Below are 20057 nucleotides of genomic sequence, written 5' to 3'. Positions count from 1 at the left end.
ACTCGTCGGGCGTAGTTATTTCAGGTAGGAGCGCAGCACCCGCACCACCTGATCCAGGTCCTCAAGCCGCTCGGCCGGGGTCGCCTCGGCGGCGCCCAGGTGTTCGCGCATGTGGCCCTCCAGCACCTCCAGCATCAGGCCGTTGACCGCGCCGCGGATGGCCGCGATCTGTTGCAGGATGGCGGCGCAGTCGCTCTCCTGCTCCAGCGCGCTCTCCAGTGCCCCCGTCTGTCCCTTGATGCGCCTGACCCGTGCCAGCAGTTTCTTCTTGTTGTGTACCGTGTGTGACATGGGATCCTCTCGCACAATAAAACTATACTGGGGTATAGTATATTGCATTCCATCTTGCAGGAGAAATTCATGTCATCCGCCGCATCGCAACACTGCTGCCAACCTGTGGTCTATCGAGGCAATCCCCTGGCCGAACAGAAGACCAGCTGGGCCGTACTGCTCACCGCCGTCATGATGGTGGCGGAGATCGGCGGCGGCTGGATCTTCAACTCCATGGCCCTGCTCGCCGATGGCTGGCACATGAGCTCCCACGCCCTGGCCCTCGGCCTCTCCGTGCTGGCCTATCGCGCCGCCCGCCACTATGCCCGGGATCACAGGTTCAGCTTTGGCACCTGGAAGATAGAGGTGCTGGGGGGCTTCACCAGCGCCCTGCTGCTGGTGGGGGTGGCCGGCCTGATGCTGTTCGAATCGGTGGCTCGCTTGCTGGACCCCAGCCCCATCCACTATCAGCAGGCCATCGGCATCGCCCTGTTGGGCCTGCTGGTCAACCTCGCCTGCGCCTGGCTGCTGAAGGACGATCACGGCCATCATCATGGCCACGACCACGGTCATCAGGGCCACGATCATCATCACGACCATGAGCACGGCCATCGGGATCTGAACCTGCGCGCCGCCTACCTCCACGTGCTGGCGGATGCCCTGACCTCGGTGCTGGCCATACTGGCGCTGGTGGGAGGCATGCTGTGGGGGGCCGACTGGCTGGATCCCCTGATGGGCATAGTGGGGGCCGTGCTGGTGGCGGTCTGGGCCAAGGGTCTGCTGCGGGATACCGGACTGGTGTTGCTGGATGCGGAGATGGATGCCCCCGTGGTGGCGGAGATCCGGGAAGTGATTGCCGAGCTGCCCGGTGCCGAGGTCCGCGATCTGCACGTGTGGCGGGTCGGGCAGGGGGAGTATGCCGGGGTGCTATCCCTGACGATGGCGGCGCCCGTGCCGGCCAGCGAGATCCGCGAGCGGCTCGCCATCCACGAGGAGCTGGTGCACCTCACCATAGAGATAGCCCCGGAGTAGGGGGAGGGATCAGTGGGGCAGGCGCACGCCCTCATGGGGAGCCTGATGCCAGACGGTGCCGAGCAGCAGCTTGAGCAGCAGTGCCGGCGGGTTGTCCAGCAGGCGGCCAGACTCCAGCAACAACTGGCCGTCGGCATGGTAACCCAGGCTGGCATGTATCTCCCCCTCCTCATCCACTATCTGCAGGAGGCCGTGGAGACTGCCCCGCTCACCGGGCTGGCAGCGTAGCCGCAAGGCTCTGTGCTCCCCCAGCAGGGTGAAGGCGCGAGAGAGGGGCGGCGTGTCCTCGTAATCCGGCCAGTTGAAGAAGTGATACTGCTCGGCGAGGCTCCCCGCCAGCTGACAAAACTGGTCAAACAGCTGGCTGAGGGCCAGGTAATCCGCGTCCAGCCGCTTCGCCTGATCTTCGATGCGCGTCATTCGTTAATCCTCTCTATCCATTTGATCGGAATTGATTTTTTCTACCATTAACTGGCTTCATCTGGTGATGCGGCATATTTTGGCTCTGGTCTGTGAGCTCGCTCCAATTTTCGTTATGAAAACGTTATCTTGTTGAATGAGATTGGTTTTTTTTGCCGACCTGCTCACATTTACGGCAATCCCCGCTGATTAATATGGCACCGCTCGGCCACGGCCGGGTACTCGTCTATCGAGACTAACTACAGCGGGAATTATAAAAAAATGGATATGAAAAAGACCAAAGTGGCGCTGGTAACAGCCTCACTGCTCGCGCTTTTGTCTGGCTGTAATGACAACAGCTCCTCGTCCTCCACCCCCACTCCTCAGGATGAGCCCGTCGCTCGCCTTCCCAATATGCAACCGCCGGCCGAACTGCTGGTGGCCGGCCCCAACGAGGCGGTGATCGCCCTGGTCGACACCCAGACCAGCGCGGCCCGCAGCATCGACGGCCCCTTCGCCGGCCACAGTTTGCACCTGTGGAACAACGACGCCTGCAATGCCACCGCCGAGGGTGGCCTGAACGCGAGCTGGGACGATGCCAGCAAGACGGCGTCGGCGGCGGACAGCTTCGGCCCCGCCTGGGTGGTGCCCCTCTCCAAGATGGAAGGCTGCATCAACTTTATCGCCCGTAACGGCGAGCTGGCGAACCTGACCGGCGCCGACATGAAGGTGGTATTCAGCGATCATCCGGACCGCACCGTGGCAATCGTCGCAGGCAAGAACGAGATCTTCGGCAGCCGCGCCGAGGCCTTCACCGCCGCCTTCGGCGTGGCCGGGGCCAGTGCCCACCTGATCGACGGCAACACCCTGATCTGGCAAGGGGGCAAGGACAAACCCCATGTGCGTCTCTACTACACCGAATCCGGCACCATCACCGCCAACAGCGAGGGGGTGTTCGACTTCCCCTATCTCAAGCTGACCCCCACCAGCCTGACCGCCGAGCAGCAGGCCAAGTACCCGCACCTCAAGGATGCTGCCGCCTTCGCCCTGCCTTCGGCTGCGGATCTCAAGCCCCTGCTCAAGGGTGAGCTGGTGGCCATAGGCACGGACGCGAGCGGCGTGCTGCAGGGGGCGACCCTGGTGCAGAGCGCCGGGGCCCTCGACGCCGTCTACGCCGAGGCCGCCACCAAGCTGAGCTATGGCGCCATCGTCGAGGGTGGCAATGTCACCTTCCGGCTCTGGGCCCCCACCGCCAAGTCGGTCAAGCTGGCGCTGTTCGATGAGAAGCACCAGTCCCTCGGCGAGCGGACCATGACACAAGACGAGGCCAGCGGCAGTTGGAGCCTGCAGGGTGGCAGCGATCTGGTGGGCAAGTATTACCGCTACGACATCCAGGTCTACCATCCGCTTAGCCGCAAGCTGGAGTCCTATCAGGTTACCGACCCCTATTCCCTCAGCCTCGCCATGAACTCCGAGTTCAGCCAGGTGGTGGACTTGGATGATCCGGCCCTCAAACCCGAGGGATGGGACAGCCTGAAGGCGCCCCACAGCCAGGCCAATCCGGCCGACATCGTCATCTACGAGGCCCATGTCCGGGATCTGACCGGCAACGATGAGTCCACTCCGGCCGAGCACAGGGGCAAGTTCCTGGGGCTGACCGACAGCGACAGCGTGCCGGTCAAGCACCTGCAATCCCTGGCCAGGAGCGGCGTCAGCCACCTGCACCTGCTGCCGGTGTTCGACATCGCCACCGTCAACGAGGATCCGGCCAAGGTGGCCAACATCGGCGACGACTTCAGCAAGCTGTGCGAGGTCAATCCCGAGGTCAAGAACTCCAAGTTCGCCAGCCATTGCGGTGGCGGCCAGACCATAGAATCCGTGCTGATGGATCTGCAGACCACAGACAGCAAGGAAAACCCGGTTGTGCAGGAGCTGTACGGCTACCTGCGCGGAGTGGACTCCTTCAACTGGGGCTATGACCCCTACCACTACACGGCCCCGGAAGGCTCCTACGCCACCAATGCGGAGGGGACTGTGCGGATCAAGGAATTCCGCGAGATGGTGCAGGCCATCAAGCAGAACATCGGCATGAACGTGGTGATGGACGTGGTCTACAACCACACCAACGAGGCGGGGCTGGGTCCAAAATCTGTGCTCGACAAGATAGTGCCCTGGTATTACCAGCGCCTGAATCCTGAGACTGGCTCGGTCGAGAACTCCACCTGCTGCTCCAACACGGCACCGGAGCACGCCATGTTCGCCAAGCTGATGGATGACTCCCTGGTCACCTGGGCGCGGGACTACAAGATCGATGCCTTCCGCTTCGACCTGATGGGCCACCATCCGAAGGATCAGATGGTGCAGGCCCTGGCCGAGGTGAAGAAGGTCAACCCCGAGATGTACTTCTACGGGGAGGGCTGGAACTTCGGCGAGGTGGAGAACGACAAGCGCTTCGTGCAGGCGACCCAGAAACACCTCGGCGGTACCGGCATCGGCTCCTTCTCGGACCGACTGCGGGATGCGGTGCGCGGCGGCAGTCCCTTTGACGGCGGCGACGGCATTCGCAAGACCCAGGGCTTCGGCAACGGTGCCTTCGTCGATCCCAACGAGGTGAATGGCGTGGAACTCGCCACCGCTCTGCACCAGTCCGATCTGGTGCGCCTCGGCATGGCGGGCAACCTCAAGGAGTTCGTGCTGACTGACAAGGACGGCATTCCGAAGAAGGGCTCGGACATCGACTACAACGGTCAACCCGCGGGTTATGCCCAGGATCCGACCGAAGTGCAGAACTATGTCGACAAGCACGACAACCAGACCCTGTTCGACAACCTGGTTTACAAGGCGCCGGCAGGTGCCGATCTGGTGCGGATGCAGGGGGTGTCGCTCGCCACCGCCATGCTGGGACAGGGGATCCCCTTCACCCACGCAGGGGTCGAGTTGCTGCGATCCAAATCCATGGAGCGGGACAGCTACGACTCCGGTGACTGGTACAACCGGGTCGATTACACCCTGGCGGACAACAATTTCGACAAGGGCTTGCCGCGCAAGGACAAGGATGAGGCCAACTATGGGCTGATCGAGCAGGTGCTCGGCCAGCACAGCAAGCCGACGCCGGATCAGATGCAGGCGATGCAGGGCTTCTATCAGGAGCTGGCCGAGTTGCGCCAATCTTCCCGTCTGCTACGTCTGGGCAGCGGTGCCGAGGTGATCAAGCGGGTCGATTTTCGCAACACAGGGCCGGATCAGATCCCGGGCCTCATCGTGATGAGCGTGGATGACGGTACCAGTGCCGGCGCGGATCTGGATCCCGCCATCGACGGTCTGGTGGTGATGATCAACGCCACCAACGCGCCTCAGAGCATCGGCGACTTCCGTGACGGCAACGATCAGCCCATCGATCTCTCCGGCATGGTGCTGAGCAGTGCCCATCGCGGCAGCGACAGCATCGCCAGCGGCGCCTCCGTCGGCAGCGGTGAGCTCACCCTGGGGGCCTGGTCTGCCGCCGTCTTCGTCAAACCCCAGGCTGGTGCCCAAGGCACAGGCCTGCCGGTGGGCAAGAAGACGGATCTGAGCACCCTGCCACCCTTTGGTGACACGGGCATCTATCTGAAAGGTTTCCTCGGTGAGTGGGGCGAAGCCAATCAGATGCTCTTTACCGGCAACTTCATGTACGAGTTCAGTACCGAAGTGGCAGTCGACAAGCTGGGTACGACAGAGGTGAAGATTGCCGATGCCAGTTGGGGACCGGTCAACTACGGCACTTGCAGTGCCGGCGACAAGCTGGTGGTCGGTACGCCGCTGACCCTGTGCAAGGGGGGCGATACCGGCAATATCGGACTCGACTTGGCCAAGGAGGGGACCTACAAGTTCGTGTTTACCGCCATGAACAAGGACAAACCGACCTTGAGCGTCAGCTATACCGAGCCGGTTCAAGCCTGCAAGGTGCTGGATACGGTGGCGGGCAATCCGCTCGGCTACAACCTGTTCGTCAAGGGTGAGCTGTCCGGTTGGGCTGCCCAGTCCCAGTACCAGTTGAGCTACAAGGGGATGGAAGGCGATCTCGCCATCTATCAAGCCGCATTCAACTATGCCGGTACCACAGAGTTCAAGGTAGCGAACGAGGATTGGAGCAAGGAATACCTGCTCAACAATGGTGGTGTTGTCCAGGCTGAGACGGGTTATCCCATTGCCTTCTCCCAACCTGCCAGCGCCAACAACAAGATCACCCTGCCGCAGGGGTTGTGGAGTGTTCTGATTAAGGTCGACCCGGCTGCGGTCAAGCCGGGTACTGCCGTGATCCAGGAGTGCACCCCCAAGTAAGCCAACCCATCGAGTCCGGGACTGGCTCGGCAGCCCCGGGTTGAATTCCACCTCGCCAAGGGTGGGATAAGCCGAGAGCGTAAGCACAAGGCGCGGACTGCCATCATCAGCCGCGCCTTGATTTTTTGGCCCGGTCTCTGCCGGGTTTATAAAGAAAAGCCGCAACTCTCGTTGCGGCTTTTTGTTTCTGCTGCTCCGGCGAGGGGCAGGGTAGATGGGATCAGCGCTTGCGCAGCAATCGCAGGGCGTTGGCGGTGACCAGGGCGGTGGCGCCGGTATCGGCCAGCACGGCTATCCACAGGCCCGTGATGCCGAGCAGGCTGGTGACCAGGAAGATGGCCTTGAGTCCCAGCGCCAGCGCTATGTTCTGGTGGATATTGGCGAGCGCGGCCCGCGACAGCAGGATCATGGCGGCAAGGCCGCCGAGCTGGTTGTGGGTCAAAGCCGCATCTGCAGTTTCCAGCGCCACATCCGTGCCGCCACCCATGGCGATGCCGATGCTGGCCCGCTTCATGGCGGGGGCGTCGTTGATGCCGTCCCCTATCATGGCCACCTTCTGGGTCCGGGCCAGCTTGGCTATCTCTTCCACCTTGCCCTCCGGCAGCAGACCGGCGCGCCAGCCCATGCCGAGTTCGCCGGCGATGGCTTCGGCGGCTCTGGGGTTGTCCCCGGTCAGCATAAGGCTCTGCAGCCCAAGTGCGCTCAGTTCTTGCAGCGCGGCGGCTGCCTCGGGCCGGATCTGGTCCCGCAGGGCCAGCAGGGCGACCGGTGCGGCCCCCGCCTGGCAGAGCAGGACCACTGTCTTGCCCTGTTGCTCCAGGGTGGCGATCCTGGTCTGTGTCTCGTCATCCAGCGATCCAACCCGGCTCGGCGCCAGCAGTTGCCAGAGCACGCCGTCGACCCGCCCTTCCACTCCCATGCCGGGCAGGGCACGAAGGTCCGTGGCGGTAGACAGGGTCAGCTCCTGTTCGTTTGCGGCAGCCACCACGGCGCGGGCCAGGGGGTGATGGGAGCCCTGCTCGATGGCCGCGGCCAGCGCCAGCCACTCGGACTCGGGTCTGCCATCCAGGCTGACCAGTTCAGTCAGCTGTGGCTTGCCCAGGGTCAGGGTGCCTGTCTTGTCGAAGGCGACGGTATCAACGTGGGCCAGTCGCTCCAGCGCCGCGCCCCCCTTGATCAGGGCCCCTTGCCGGGTAGCCGCCGCCAGGGCAGAGGTGACCGCCGCCGGGGTGGAGATCACCAGGGCGCAGGGGCAACCGATGAGCAAGAGCGCCAGCCCGCGATAGATCCACTCATCCCAGCTCTGGCCGAAGAAGAGGGGGGGTACCAGCACCACCAGCAGGGCGACGAGCATCATGGCCGGGGTATACCAGCGGCTGAAACGGTCGATGAAGCGCTCTATGGGGGCGCGCTGGGTCTCGGCCTCCTCGATGAGATGCAGGATGCGGTCGATGGCGTTGTTGCCGGGCTCGGACACCACCTCCAGGCGCAATACCCTGTCTGCCGCCAGACTGCCGGCGGCGACCTTGTCCCCTTGCCGGCGCTCCACCGGGATGGATTCACCGGTCAGGGCGCTCTCGTCAAAGGCCCCGAGGGTATCGAGCAGACGGGCGTCGGCAGGCAGCCGGGCACCGGGGGCTATCTCTATGACGTCGCCGGGGCGCAGCTGGTCGGCGGCCACCTCTTCACGCAGCTCGCCCTCAGGGGTTTGGCGAATGCGCAGGGCCTTGTCCGGCACCAGCGCCATCAGGGCGGTGACTCCGGCGCGGGCACGACCGGCGGCGTAGGCTTCCAGGTGTTCCCCCAGCATGAACAGCAGCAGCACCATGGCCGCTTCGGCGGTCTCGCCGAGGAAGAGGGCACCGACGGCGGCGACCGTCATCAGGGTCTCGATGGCGAAGGGGGAGCCGCTCTTGGTCAGGGCCCAGGCCTTGCGGGCCACGGGCCAGAGTCCCCACAGGGTTGCCAGGATAAACAAAGGTTTACCGAGAGTGTCGGGCAACAGGGCCGCCACCAGCATCAGGGTCGCCAGAGACAGGGGCTGCCAGTATTTGCCGAATAAGTTGCCGAGCCGCGTCATCAGGGGGCCGCGCGCCTGGGTATCGGTTGCGCTGGTCTGGGTGTTTCCCTTGAGCTGGAAACCCGCGGCCAGCACGGCGGCCGTGATGGGATCGGGAGAGAGGCCGGGGGCGAGATCCACCACCAGCTTCTCGGTGGCAAACAGCACGCGGGCCTGCTGCACGCCGGCGACCCGGCCGACAGCTGTCTCTATCTTGCGGGCGCAGCTGGGGCAGTCCATCCCCAATACCTGCCAGCTGTGGCGGCTGGCGTTCTGCGCTGGCTCGTGCAAGGGCGCGCGCTGGTCGGGAGACTCGTCGTGGTCATGATGGCCGTGCGCATCTTGATGCTCATGATCATGGCCGTGGTCGGAGGGCTGAGGCTGAGCGCTGCAACAGGCCTGGCCGCTGCAACTCCCTCTGGGGGGCTCTTCATCTCCCGGCGGGTCGCTCTCGCCGTGTGCCTGATGGTCATGGGGGGGCTGGCTGGTGCAGCCACTGACGGGCGCCGCGTTGTCACAGCAGTGGCTGTCGTGTTGATGCTCGCCCTGGTGGGAAGCGGCCTTGCTGATCGCCTTGATGGGGGCGGCATGTGCATGGTTGCAGCAGGATTTGCTCATATGGAGTCCCTCTTGAGTGGATCACGCCGGTGCGAGATCCTGGATATCTGAGCCGAGTGTAAACCTTGGTGTTTAGTCCAAGGTCAAGCCACTTCTTGTCCCTGCCAGCTCGAAAGGGAGCCATCCATGTTCAGCTTCATATATCCATGTCATTGGCGGGTGTTTGTCCCTCTCGGCTGGGCCTATACTGGGAGCCCGGATCCCCAATCAATAATCAAGGACATAACATGAGCAATACCGTCACCCTGCAAGGTAACCCTGTCTCCGTCTCCGGTCACTTCCCCGTCGCCGGCGAGCAGGCCAAGCCCTTCTCCCTGGTTGCCAAGGACCTGTCCGATGTGACCCTGGCCAACTTCGCCGGTCAGCGCAAGATCCTGAACATCTTCCCGAGCGTGGACACCCCGACCTGTGCAACTTCCGTACGCAAGTTCAACGAACAGGCCAGCTCCCTGAACAACGCCGTGGTGCTGTGCATCTCCGCCGATCTGCCGTTCGCCCAGGCCCGCTTCTGCGGCGCCGAGGGTTTGGACAAGGTGGTGAACCTCTCCACCCTGCGTGGCGTCTCCTTCCTGCAGGATTACGGTGTGGCCTTCTCCTCCGGCCCGCTGGTGGGTCTGGCTGCTCGTGCCATCGTGGTGCTGGATGCCGACAACAAGGTGCTGCACAGCGAGCTGGTGGCCGAAGTCGCCGACGAGCCGAACTACGCCGCCGCCCTGGCTGCCCTGGCCTGATAACGACTCCGTCTACGCGAGTAGATGTGTCGAAAGTAAAACGGCCCGCTCTGTGAGCGGGCCGTTTTTTTATCCGGTTTTTGAGCTGTCTGCATCCGTTGGCGCGAGCGCCCTGTGCAGGTGCAGGCCGAGCTGCTGGTCGGGATCCTGCGGCAGGGTGAGCACACCGAGCTGCTGCGCCTGCTCGACCGTGATCTCTTTGGACAGCAGGGCATTGAGCCCCGCCTCGCTGACCATGACCACCCGATCCTGTGGGGTGGGAGCCGGGCTGTGCAGTTGCAGCAGCAAGACCTCCTTGCCCCGCATCTTCGACCAGAGCCCGGAGTCCACCAGCAGGATGGAGAAGCCCCCTGGCTGATCGGCCCGTTGCAGCAGGTCTTTCAGCTGGAGCAGCCACTGCTGGGCACGTACGAAACCTTCCCCCCCCGCCAGCGGGGGAATGGGGCTGATGCGGTGGGAGGAGATGGCATTGGCGGTCGCGATGGCCACATCCAGCGACCCCGGCCAGGCCGTGGCGAAGGGATCGCCCACCAGCATGTCGTAGCCACAGGCCCGGGTCTGGGCAGAGAAGGGGACGACCAGACCAAGGACCAGCAGGGTGGCAACCAGAGTGCGGGGGAAGGGGGTGACCATCTTGCTGTACTCCTGAATGAGGGCCGGGGGATTGATAAAAAGAACACCACAGGGAGCCAGGATTGTCCATGGTTGTTGCACTGGCCGGTCATCGCTGGCTAGACTTCGCCTCCCACTTCTTTATCCATGTAGCGCCATGACCTTCAGCGAACTCGAACTCTCCCCCGCCTTGCTGGCCACCTTGCCGGCCACCCTGCAAAGACCGACCCCCATACAGCGACTGGCGATCCCGGCTGTGCTGGCGGGGGATGACCTGCTGGCGTTGGCCCGCACCGGCAGCGGCAAGACGCTGGCGTTCGGGCTCCCCCTGCTGCAGCGACTGAACCCGGCGCAGCCACAGGTGCAGGGCCTGGTGCTGGTACCGACCCGGGAGCTGGCGACCCAGGTGAGCGAGGCGCTGAAGGCGGGGGCCCATGTCCTGGGGCTGCGGGTGCTGACCCTGTGCGGCGGGGTCGCGCAGGAGCTGCAGACGAGTGAGCTGGCACTGGGGCCCCAGTTGCTGGTGGCGACCCCGGGCCGGCTGCGGGATCTGCTGAGTCAGCAGGCACTGGGGCTGGATGAGCTGCGCATGCTGGTGCTGGATGAGGGGGACCGCCTGCTGGAGATGGGGTTCTGGCCCGATATCCAGGTGATACTCAACGCCATGCCGGTGACTCGCCAGACCCTGCTCTTCTCCGCCACCCTGCCGGCCGAGCTGGAGACCCTGGCCAGCGACTTGCTGCGCGCCCCCCGCCGCCTCGAAGCGGATCCCCTCAACAGCGTGGCGGAGGATATCGAGGAGCGGCTCTATCTGGTGAACAAGAGCGGCAAGGTGCCGGCCCTCATCGCCTTGTTGAAAGAACAGGATTGGCCCCAGGTGCTGGTATTCATCAGTGCCCGTGACTCCGCGGACGGGGTGGCCCGCAAGCTTGCCAAGGCGGGAATACCTGTGGTGGCCTTGCACGGGGACAAGGAGCAGGCGGTGCGGGAGCAGGCGCTCGGGGATTTCAAGAGCGGCAAGGTGCGGGTGCTGGTGGCCACGGATCTGATGGCACGGGGCATCCACGTGGAGGCGCTGCCCCTGGTGATCAACCTGGACCTGCCATCCAGCGCCCCCGTCTATGTGCACAGGGTCGGGCGCACCGCCCGGGCTGGTCGCAGCGGGCTTGCGATCTCCCTAGTGTGCCACGGCGAGGCCGATACTCTGGCCGCCATCCGCACCCTGACCGGGCGTAACTTGCCGCTGGCCGAGCTGCCCGGTTTCCCGGTCACGGATCTGCCATCCAGCGGGGAGAGCAAGCGCCCCGCGCGCGACAAGCAGGCCAATAGACGCACCCAGGCCAAGCGCAGCGTCAAGCAGTTCAAGAGCAGGGGCTAAGCCCAAGCCTGCTGCTCGCCCAATTGGTCAGTATCAAATAGATACCGTTTCGCTATGCTCCATGGGTTTCACCATGGAGGGATGACGAATGACCAGTCTGGTAATGGGGCCCTTGCTGGGGCTCGAATCAGAGACCCAATACAGCCTCTGCTTCATGACGGAAGCCGGTTGCAAGAGTGCGGCCGTGAGGATCAACGGCGAGGTGCTGGCCGCCGACAAGCAGGCGGACACCCCGAAAGGGAGCTTCTGGCGGCTGGTCTGGCAGGCGAGCCCCAAGAAGGCCGGTACCCCCATCGACTATGAGATCCTGCTGGACGACAAGCCTGCACAAGATCTCGGTGGGTACGATAAATGGCAGTTTTATCTGCCGGGGAAGAAAGAGAATGTGCTGATAGGCTACGCCTCCTGCAACGGTTTCTCCGATTTCAAACTGCTCACCTCCACCCCGGCCCCCTACACCATGTGGGACAAGCTGGCCGCCGAACACAAGGCCCATCCTTTCTCCCTGCTGCTGATGGGGGGTGATCAGGTCTATGCGGACTCCCTCTGGACCTCGGTGTCGACTATCAAAGCCTGGAACGAGCTGGACAGGGCGGAGAAGGTCAAACGCAAGGCGACCCGGACCATGGTGGAGCAGCTGGATCGCTTCTATTGCGAGCTCTACTGCAAGCAGTGGAGTCGCCCCGAGGTCGCCTTCATGCTGGCCCGGGTACCGAGCGCCATGATGTGGGACGATCACGACATCTTCGATGGCTGGGGCAGTTACCCAGCTGATCTGCAGGGCTGCGAGGTCTATCAGGCCATCTATGCTGCCGCCGCCAAATATTTCCGGCTGTTCCAGCTGCGTACCGGCGCCAATACGGCACTGCTGGACAAGAGCCTGAGCCATCACTCCTGGCGGCTGAGCTTCCGGGGCTACCAGATCCTGGCCCTGGACAACCGCGCCACCCGCACCCTGACCCAGGTGATGAGCCGATCCCAGTGGGATCAGGTCAACGAGGCGCTGGCGGGTTGCAGCAGCGGGGATCTGCTGGTGATGACCGGGGTGCCCGTGGTCTATCGGGACTTCTCCTTCAGCGAAGCGGCGCTGGATGCCACCCCCTGGGAGGAGGAGCTGACCGACGATCTCAAGGATCACTGGCGCGCCAAGGCCCACGAAGGGGAGCGGGCGCGCCTCATCATGCGGCTCTTGGACAATGCCAGGTTGCGGCGCAAGAATGCCAAGGCGGACAAAAATACCAGTCTGGAGCCCAAGACCCTGATCCTGTCCGGGGATGTGCACGTGGGGTGTCTCGGGGTCATTCAGGACAAGCGGGAGGGGGTGTTGAACCTGCACCAGCTGGTCTCCTCCGGCATAGTCCATCCCTGTCCAACCCAGTTCCAGTGGATGGGGATCCTCGCCATGACCAACGACAACCCAGAGTATCTGGACGAGAGCCGGCTGATCCGCACCGAGCTCATCAAGCCGTTCGGGGCGCCCGTCTACCTGCGCACCCGCAACTTCGCCACCCTGCAGATGGGCACGGACGGCAAGCTGTGGGCCAACTGGCGTTGCGAGAACGGGCTGGATGCCAGTTATCCGCTGGCCTGATGGGGTTGGGTGACAAGAGAAGGGCCCGCATACGGGCCCTTCTTCTATTTGTGGGTGTCGGCGCCTCCGGCATCAGGGGCTGGTCTGCTCCTGGGCGAAGAAGTCGCGCCTGAACTGGCCCAGTACCTCCTCCCTGTGCTGCTGCCAGCGCGCTGAATCCATGCTGCCCTGGCTCGCCGCCAACTGCTGCTCCAGTTCGGCCAGCTGCTGCTGGTAGCGGCCGCGCTGATCCAGTTGCTGCTGGCGCGCCCTGGCAAAGCCGAGGCTGGCCTCGGCCCGTTCGGCGGGCAGGAAGTGACGGGCCAGGGTTTCGAGCTCCTCATCCCCCCACAGCTGGCGCGCCTGCAACAAGCGGGCGTCCGGGTTGAACAGATCCGCCGCCAGATCCGGGTATTGCGCCGCCCACGCGTCCTGCAATCGGGTCAGGGCGGCCAGCCGCTCGGTCAGAGTCAGTTGTTCACTTTCGCTGGCCAGCTGTGCCAGCGCCTCGGCGTAGCGCCCCTGCAGCAGGGTCAGGCTCTCCCCCTCGCTCGGCCACTGGGCCTCCACGTTTCTCAAGTTCTCCAGCCGCTCGTCCAGGGGCTGGTCGCTCTCCTGAATCTCGCTGGCGAGTCGCTCCTCGGCCTCCTGTGGCAGTGCCCGCCAGCTGGGGGCCGGGGCGGGCGTCTGGCTGCTGGTGACTACCGACGATGGCGCATCTGCCGAGATGGGCTCTAAGGATGCTGACATCGCCTGCTGCGGGCTGGCACTGCTTTGGCTGGCCTCAGCGCCCGTTGAGCCCGCCGGTTCGTCCTGCCAGATGAGGTTGAGCAACACCAGCGGCACTATGGCCAGGGCCAGGACCCAGTAGCGCCGTCTCATCGGGCTATCTCCCCCTTGACCGGGAAGTGATCCGAGAGGTTGCTGGCGGGCCAGAGGCTGCCATCGCTGGAGCGCGGGATCCAGACGCTGTTGAGGTTATGGCTGGCGGCGCCGTACTCCCGGCTGACCACCAGATAGTCCAGGTACTCGACGTTGGCGCCGCCGGAGAGGGGGCCGCCGGCATAGGGGTTGAGCCTGGGGTCGAAGGTCGCCTCGGTATAGCCGCCATAGGCGGGCTCATGAGCATTGAGGTTGGCCAGCATGTTGGCGTAGTCATCGGCAAACTTGCGCTTGTTGACGTTGAAGTCGCCGCCGTAGATGACGGTATCCGTGGCCGGGATCTTGAGGCTGGCGGCCAGGGAGCGGATTTGGCCGAACTGGATCTGGCGCAGCCTGCGCGCCTCGTCGGTGTCGAAGCTGGCGGTGTGGGTGGCGAACAGGTGCCAGGCCTTGCCCCCCTTGATCACCTCGGCGTACATCACCCCCTTGTCCGCGAAGCAGTCGGTGCCGGTGCACTGGGGATAGACCAGCTGGGCCTCCCGCACTATGGGGTAGCGGCTGACGATCACCACGCCGCCATCGTGAATGTTGACCCCCGGCTTGTCGAGCACCTTGGTCTGATAGGGATACTCCTTGGCCAGCGCCTGCAGGAAGCCCTCACGGCGCCCGTCGAATACCTCCTGCAGCAGCAGGGCGTCGTAACCCTTGAGATGATCGGGCAGCAGGGTCAGCCGCTCGCCTATGCTGGAGGCGATGACCGGCAGGGCCCAGACGTTGTAGCTGGCGACTTTCAGCTTGTTCTCGGCGGGTTCCGGCTGCTCCACTCGCTTGGGCGGGGTCAGCATGTAGTGCAGATCGTCGTAGCGGCCGGTGAACTTGGCAGCGAAGGCGAGCTCCTGGGGCCCCGGGAGGCGGTGGATGGCGCGATCGCTCTGCCAGCCGGAGGCGCCTGTGGGGGTCTCGCCGCCGTGTTGCAGCGTGGTGTTCCACCAGGTGCCCTCCATCAGCTGGTTGAGGCGATAGGTGTCACCGCCGGCTGTGGTGACCCGGGTCTCGAACAGATAGTTCTTCCCCGCTTTCACCCCCTCGTAGCGGTTGAAGCTGAGCACCATGGCGCTCTCCCAGGGACCGAGCTCCGTCCTGTGCTGGGTCCACTGGCTGCCTTGCTGCAACTGGCCGCTGCCGCTCTGGCGGATCTCCAGTTGCAGGGGCTCGGGGCCGTTGTTGGTGAGGTAGACATCGGTATCGGCCAGGGCCTGCAATGGCAGGGAAGCGGCGAAGATCAGGGCGGTGTATCGGGGGAGCAGGTGCATCATCTAAGTCCTTTTTGGTCGAGGCACGGTGGAAAGTGACTGTTATGGCGGGCATAGGGGGCATTTCATTTACATTTTTGTTACAAGAAAATGAAAGGCCCCATATGGGGAGCATCAGCCAAAAAGGATTGATCTCGGGGGAGACGGGGCGCGGCGGGTGCGCGCCCCGGGCAGGGCTAGTCGTGGAACTGGTTGATCAGGCGAGAGAGGTTGTGCAGCCGCTCCACCAGGAGGGTGATGCCATCCAGCGCCTGCCGGCTGCTGTCGGCGGTGTGGCTGGCCAGCTGGTGGATCTGGTGGATCCCCTGATCCAGGGTGCTGGTGACATCCGCCTGCTGCCTGACCGCCTGGGCGATCTCGTCGCTGGTGTGGGTGACCCGGGCCAGCATTTGGTTGATCCGGTCGAGCACCTCGGCGGTGGCCCCCATCTGTTGCTGGCACAGGGCCGAGGTCTGGGCCCCCTGGCTCATACCGTCGGAGAGTTGCTGGGTGCTCTGCTGCAGCGCCCCTATCATGTCGCTGATCTCGCCGGTGGAGCTGCGGGTCTTCTGGGCCAGGGCCCGGATCTCGTCGGCCACCACGGCGAAGCCACGGCCCTGTTCGCCGGCCCGGGCCGCCTCGATGGCGGCGTTGAGGGAGAGCAGGTTGGTCTGATCCGCGATCTGGCCTATCACCTCCAGGATCCCGCTGATCTTCTGACTGTCCCGGGTCAGGCGGGCCAGCACGCCCTGACTGGCATCCAATTCCTGATGCAACCGGTTGACCGATGAGCGGGTGGTGGCGATGGCCTGCTGACCGCTGGCGGAGACCTGCTGCACCTCGCTCACCAGGGTATTGGCCTGATGGGCGTTGTCGGCCACGTCGCGGATCGACTGGCTCATCTGGGTGATGGCGGCGGCCAGCTGCTCGCTCTGGGCCCGCTGCTGCTGCAGGTGGGTGTCTATGGTCTGGATATGGCCCCTGTCATCCTCGGCGGCCTGCAGGATCTGCTGGTTGGTGTCGACACTGCGCCCCACCACGGCCCTGAGCTCCGCTTTCTTCATGCGCAGCAGCAGCTCTATGGCCCCCAGGCTGTCCCGCCGCCGGCTGTAGATCAGCTGGCAGAGCGGGGTGCCGAGCTCTTCTCCGGCGCTGGCCATGAGCCGCTTCATCCGCTGCTGCCAGCGCCAGCCAAGGGTCATCTGGCCGAGCAGACAGGGCAGGGCTACCCAGCCCCAGGCGGGTTGTGCCGTGACCAGGGCGAGGCACAGTGCCAGCAGGGTGATGCCCGACAGGCAGAGGGTGAGGGGGCCGGGTTCCACATTGAGGCGGCTGGGCCAGGGCAGCGCCTTGCCCGCCCGGATGCGGGCGTAGAGCCGCTCAGCCCAGTCGATGTCCTCTTCATTGGGGCGGGTGCGTACCGACTGGTATTCGATGATCTGCCGCTGCTCGTCGAGTATGGGGGTGACATAGGCGTTGACCCAGTAGAACTGGCCGCTCTTGGCGCGGTTCTTTACCAGCCCCATCCAGCTCTTGCCCTGCTGCAACCTGCGCCACATGTCGGCGAAGGCAGCCTTGGGCATGTCCGGGTGGCGCACCAGGTTGTGGGGCACCCCTTCCATCTCGCTGGCACTGTAACCCGCCACATCACAGAAGTGCTGGTTGGCATAGGTGATGTGGCTGGCGGGGTCCGTGGTGGAGATCAAGGATATCTGGTCGGGAAAGCGGATCTCCCCTTCCCGTTGGGTTGTGGTCATGTGCGCGTCCTGATTTGAGCCAAGTAACTGATAAATTTGTTTTTATTGTTGTTCGTTGTGCAGGCTTCATTGTAGGGACGGCCCAGGGGGCTATCTTGGCTTGGGTCAATAAATCGACACTATGACGACGAAAAAGAACAGCTGAAAGGTGTATTCGGGGGGCTCATCGGCCGGTTCTGAAGTCGTGGATCTCCCCGCTTCTCGGCTTGAAGCTGGGATCCTTCTTTTTGTCCGCCTCGACCCAGGCCATGGCCTGGCAGAAGCTCTCCTGCTTCGCGTACTCATCGCGCACCTGATCGATGGCCCGCTCGGCGTTGCGCCGCACCATCTTGCTGGCCTTGCGATCGCTGAACGCCTGCTGCTGGCTCAGCATCCAGTCGGTGAAGGCCTGTTGGCATTCGGCCTCGGTGGCCGCCTGGGCGGGCAGGGTACAAAACAGGGCGAGCAGAAACAGAGGGCGCATGGGGGACTTGTCTAATGGCATGGATGAGATCAGAGAGGCGGCATTCTAAGCCGGGAACTTGATTCGCAACAGTGACAAAAGCGGGGCCGGCCGGGCTGGCCCCGCTGTTGGGATGCTCAGTGCTTGATGAGATAGAGCTGGCGGCTGTAGGCCACGTCTTCCGGGTTGTTGATGGGATAACCCTTGAGCCAGGGCTTGATCAGGCGGGCATTGGTGTACTGGTAGATGGGGGCGATGGGCGCCTCCTCCTGCAGTATGGCCTCGGCCTCGTCGAACAGTTTGGCGCGCTCGCGCTCATCCAGACTCCTGGCCGCCCTGGCCAGCAGGGCATCGTAGCCCGGGTTGGCGAAGCGGGCCATGTTGCCGCTGTGCTGGCTGCCCCAGAGGCCGAGGAAGGCGGACGGATCGTTGTAATCCGCGACCCAGGAGGAGCGGATCACCTCGAACTGGCCGCTCTGGCGACTGTCGAGGTAGGTTTTCCACTCCTGATTGGTGAGCTCGACCCGGGCGCCGAGTTTCTGCTTCCACAGGTTGGCGATGGCCAGCGCCATCTTCTTGTGGATCTCGGCGGTGTTGTAGAGCAGGGTCAGCTTGAGGGGCTTGTCCGGGCCATAACCGGCCTCTTTCAGCAGGGCCTTGGCCCGCTCGTCCAGCGCTTGCTGGCTGCTGGTGGAGAGCAGGTTCGGCTTGGGATCGAAGTCGGCGGTCACGTCCGGGGTGAAGTGATAGGCGGGCTTTTCCCCGGTACCCAGCACCCGATCGGCGATGAGGCCGCGGTCTATGGTGTAGGAGAGCGCCTTGCGCACCCGCACATCGTCCAGCGGGGGGCGTTGGGTGTTGAAGGCGTAGTAATAGGTGCCGAGCTGCTCGGGGGTATAGACCTCCCCCGGGATCTGCTTCATCAGCTTCTGGTATTGCTCCTTGGGGAAGGATTCCGTGATGTGCAGATCCCCCGCCAGGTAGCGGTTGGTGGCGGCGCTCTCCTGGTTGATGGGCACGAAGGTGACCTTGGTCAGCACGGTGTGGGCCTTGTCCCAGTAATGGGGGTTCGGGGTCAGCTCCAGCCGCTCGTTCACCACGCGGTGGCTCAGCACGAAGGCGCCGTTGCCCACCAGCTTGCCCGGCTGGGTCCACTGGTTGCCGTATTGCTCCATGCTGGCTTTGTGCAGCGGCGACAGGCTGGGGTGGGTCAGCAGGCTCAGGAAGTAGGGGACCGGCTGGGAGAGGTTCACCTGCAGGGTGTGATCGTCCAGTGCCTCGACCCCGAGCTCGCTCGGTGCGGCCTTGCCCGCCACTATCTCATCCACGTTATTGAAGTGGGCGAGCTGGGCGAACCAGGCGAAGGTGGCGGCCTCCTTGGGATCCACCAGCTTGCGCCAGCCGTAGACGAAGTCGGCGGCGCGCACGGGATCCCCGTTTGACCAGCGGGCATCCGGCCGCAGATGGAACGTAAACTTCTGATTACCCTCGTTGTCCCAGCGCGATGCCACCCCGGGCAGCACCTTGCCATCCGGTCCCTGGGTCAGCAGCCCCTCGTAGAGATCCCGCAGCACCTGCAACTCCGGCAGGCCGACCAGCTTGAGGGGGCTCAGGCTGGTGGGCTCGTCTTTCAGGTGGCGCACGACCGACTGGTCTGCGGCGAGTTGGGTGCCGGCCGGCACATCGGCGGCCTGGACACAGGCACAGCCCAGCAGGGCCAGCAGGGGGCTCCATCCTTTCATGGCGAATCCTTCAAATAGTGTGAAGCGGGGAGAAACTCGGCGAGAAAAATTCGCCGGCAGATGGGGAATCATGATATCCCCTTTGCTGGTCAGACCGCCAGCATGAGTCCCCTGGATTGCCGGACCGTGCTACCTTGTTTAGCCCGAGCCTTTCGCCGGAAGAGGAGTGAGCGATGAGAATATGGATGTTGTTGGCCTGTGTCCTGAGTCAGAGTGCCTGGGCGCTGGCCCCCTGCGAGCGCACCAGCGCGGTGGGGAGCTGGTGCGAGGTGAGCATCACGGATCTGCACCCGACCCAGGGTGGGGTGGGTCAGCTACAGGTCGATGCCACGGCGCGGGAGCTGGCGGACAAGAGCGCCGAGCAACTCGACAAGCTGATGAAGAAGAAAGAGATCCCCGTGGTCATAGCACCGGACGGCGGCTACTGGCTGGTGGACAGGCATCATCTGACCAAGGCGCTGTGGCAGCAGGGGGTGAAGCAGGCCAGGGTCAAAGTGATAGCCCGGCTGCAGGACAAGACCAATTTCTGGAGCCAGATGCAGAACAATCACTGGGCCTGGCTCAAAGATGAGAAGGGCCAGCCCCTGACCCCCCAGCAGCTGCCCAAGCAGATCGGCGAGCTGCCGGATTACCCCTATCGCACTCTGGCGGGCCAGTTGCAGGATGCGGGCTACTTCAGCAAGAAGGGTCAGGTCTACTTCGTCGAGTTCGCCTGGGCCAGCTGGCTCGGCCAGCAGATGGATTGGCTGCCGGTCGACGGAGCCAACCTGGCGGATCGTCTCAGTCAGGCCAAACGCCTCGCCTGCAGCAGCAAGGCCAGGGATCTGCCCGGCTACCCCGGCAAGCAGTGTCGCGTCAATCAATCGAAGAGTGCGAGCTGAATCAGGCTCCGGCCCCTTCGATGGGGAAAACGGGTGGATCCTACACAAAAGGTCTGGTTGATATTTATTCTC

General features: G+C 63.9%; 15 protein-coding genes. 6 read left to right on the top strand and 9 right to left on the bottom strand.

From position 1 onward, the window contains the following. Positions 1-15: 15 nt before the first annotated feature. On the bottom strand, positions 16-291 hold the full coding sequence (locus tag ACT5M9_RS08230; RefSeq protein ID WP_457982905.1) for a metal/formaldehyde-sensitive transcriptional repressor: 276 nt from the start codon (positions 289-291) through the stop codon (positions 16-18). A gap of 69 nt (positions 292-360) precedes the next feature. Between ACT5M9_RS08230 and dmeF the strand changes: the two genes are divergently transcribed. Then, positions 361-1302 (top strand): CDF family Co(II)/Ni(II) efflux transporter DmeF, encoded by a 942-nt coding sequence (gene dmeF / locus ACT5M9_RS08225; RefSeq protein WP_457982904.1) that lies wholly within the window; start codon positions 361-363, stop codon positions 1300-1302. Positions 1303-1311: 9 nt separating this feature from the next. Here the strand turns inward: dmeF and ACT5M9_RS08220 are convergent, their stop codons facing one another. Next, positions 1312-1722: a hypothetical protein gene (locus ACT5M9_RS08220; protein ID WP_457982902.1), complete on the bottom strand. Its 411-nt coding sequence runs from the start codon at positions 1720-1722 to the stop codon at positions 1312-1314. 261 nt (positions 1723-1983) lie between these two features. Here ACT5M9_RS08220 and pulA point away from each other — a divergent pair, with 261 nt between their 5' ends. Further along, complete coding sequence (pulA, locus tag ACT5M9_RS08215; protein WP_457982900.1) at positions 1984-6021, top strand: pullulanase-type alpha-1,6-glucosidase; 4038 nt, start codon at positions 1984-1986, stop codon at positions 6019-6021. A gap of 220 nt (positions 6022-6241) precedes the next feature. Here the strand turns inward: pulA and ACT5M9_RS08210 are convergent, their stop codons facing one another. Further along, on the bottom strand, positions 6242-8698 hold the full coding sequence (locus ACT5M9_RS08210) for a zinc/cadmium/mercury/lead-transporting ATPase (RefSeq protein WP_457982899.1): 2457 nt from the start codon (positions 8696-8698) through the stop codon (positions 6242-6244). A gap of 227 nt (positions 8699-8925) precedes the next feature. Between ACT5M9_RS08210 and tpx the strand changes: the two genes are divergently transcribed. Then, the gene (tpx, locus tag ACT5M9_RS08205) at positions 8926-9429 is read left to right on the top strand and encodes a thiol peroxidase (RefSeq protein ID WP_100859384.1); all 504 of its coding nucleotides are present in this window, start codon (positions 8926-8928) and stop codon (positions 9427-9429) included. 69 nt (positions 9430-9498) lie between these two features. On the opposite strand, the gene ACT5M9_RS08200 is transcribed toward tpx, so the two are convergent. Continuing rightward, entirely contained in the window at positions 9499-10062 is a 564-nt protein-coding gene (locus tag ACT5M9_RS08200) for a hypothetical protein (protein WP_457982897.1), read from the bottom strand. A gap of 136 nt (positions 10063-10198) precedes the next feature. Between ACT5M9_RS08200 and ACT5M9_RS08195 the strand changes: the two genes are divergently transcribed. Both ACT5M9_RS08195 and ACT5M9_RS08190 read left to right on the top strand, forming a co-directional pair. After that, the gene (locus ACT5M9_RS08195) at positions 10199-11419 is read left to right on the top strand and encodes a DEAD/DEAH box helicase (RefSeq protein WP_457982895.1); all 1221 of its coding nucleotides are present in this window, start codon (positions 10199-10201) and stop codon (positions 11417-11419) included. Between the two features lie 88 nt (positions 11420-11507). After that, positions 11508-13010, top strand: a complete 1503-nt coding sequence (locus ACT5M9_RS08190) for an alkaline phosphatase D family protein (protein ID WP_457982893.1) — start codon at positions 11508-11510, stop codon at positions 13008-13010. 72 nt (positions 13011-13082) lie between these two features. Here the strand turns inward: ACT5M9_RS08190 and ACT5M9_RS08185 are convergent, their stop codons facing one another. The 5 genes from ACT5M9_RS08185 to ACT5M9_RS08165 form a co-directional block, all read right to left on the bottom strand. Then, entirely contained in the window at positions 13083-13871 is a 789-nt protein-coding gene (locus tag ACT5M9_RS08185) for a hypothetical protein (protein WP_457982891.1), read from the bottom strand. Continuing rightward, positions 13868-15184, bottom strand: coding sequence for a sphingomyelin phosphodiesterase (locus ACT5M9_RS08180; protein ID WP_457982953.1), 1317 nt, complete (start codon positions 15182-15184; stop codon positions 13868-13870). The genes ACT5M9_RS08185 and ACT5M9_RS08180 overlap by 4 nt, the downstream gene beginning before the upstream one ends. Before the next feature lie 176 nt (positions 15185-15360). Next, positions 15361-16920 carry a methyl-accepting chemotaxis protein gene (locus ACT5M9_RS08175; RefSeq protein ID WP_457982890.1) on the bottom strand — a complete coding sequence of 520 codons (1560 nt, stop codon included), beginning with the start codon at positions 16918-16920 and terminating at the stop codon, positions 15361-15363. 163 nt (positions 16921-17083) lie between these two features. Next, positions 17084-17383 (bottom strand): hypothetical protein, encoded by a 300-nt coding sequence (locus ACT5M9_RS08170; protein WP_457982888.1) that lies wholly within the window; start codon positions 17381-17383, stop codon positions 17084-17086. Between the two features lie 116 nt (positions 17384-17499). Further along, positions 17500-19104, bottom strand: coding sequence for a peptide ABC transporter substrate-binding protein (locus ACT5M9_RS08165; RefSeq protein WP_457982886.1), 1605 nt, complete (start codon positions 19102-19104; stop codon positions 17500-17502). Positions 19105-19277: 173 nt separating this feature from the next. On the opposite strand from ACT5M9_RS08165, the gene ACT5M9_RS08160 reads away from it, so the two are divergent. Beyond that, positions 19278-19985, top strand: coding sequence for a ParB-like protein (locus ACT5M9_RS08160; protein ID WP_438551337.1), 708 nt, complete (start codon positions 19278-19280; stop codon positions 19983-19985). Positions 19986-20057 lie beyond the last annotated feature (72 nt).

Source organism: Aeromonas sp. AE23HZ002T15 (assembly GCF_054165525.2).
This window is presented reverse-complemented; position numbering and strand designations above follow the sequence as displayed.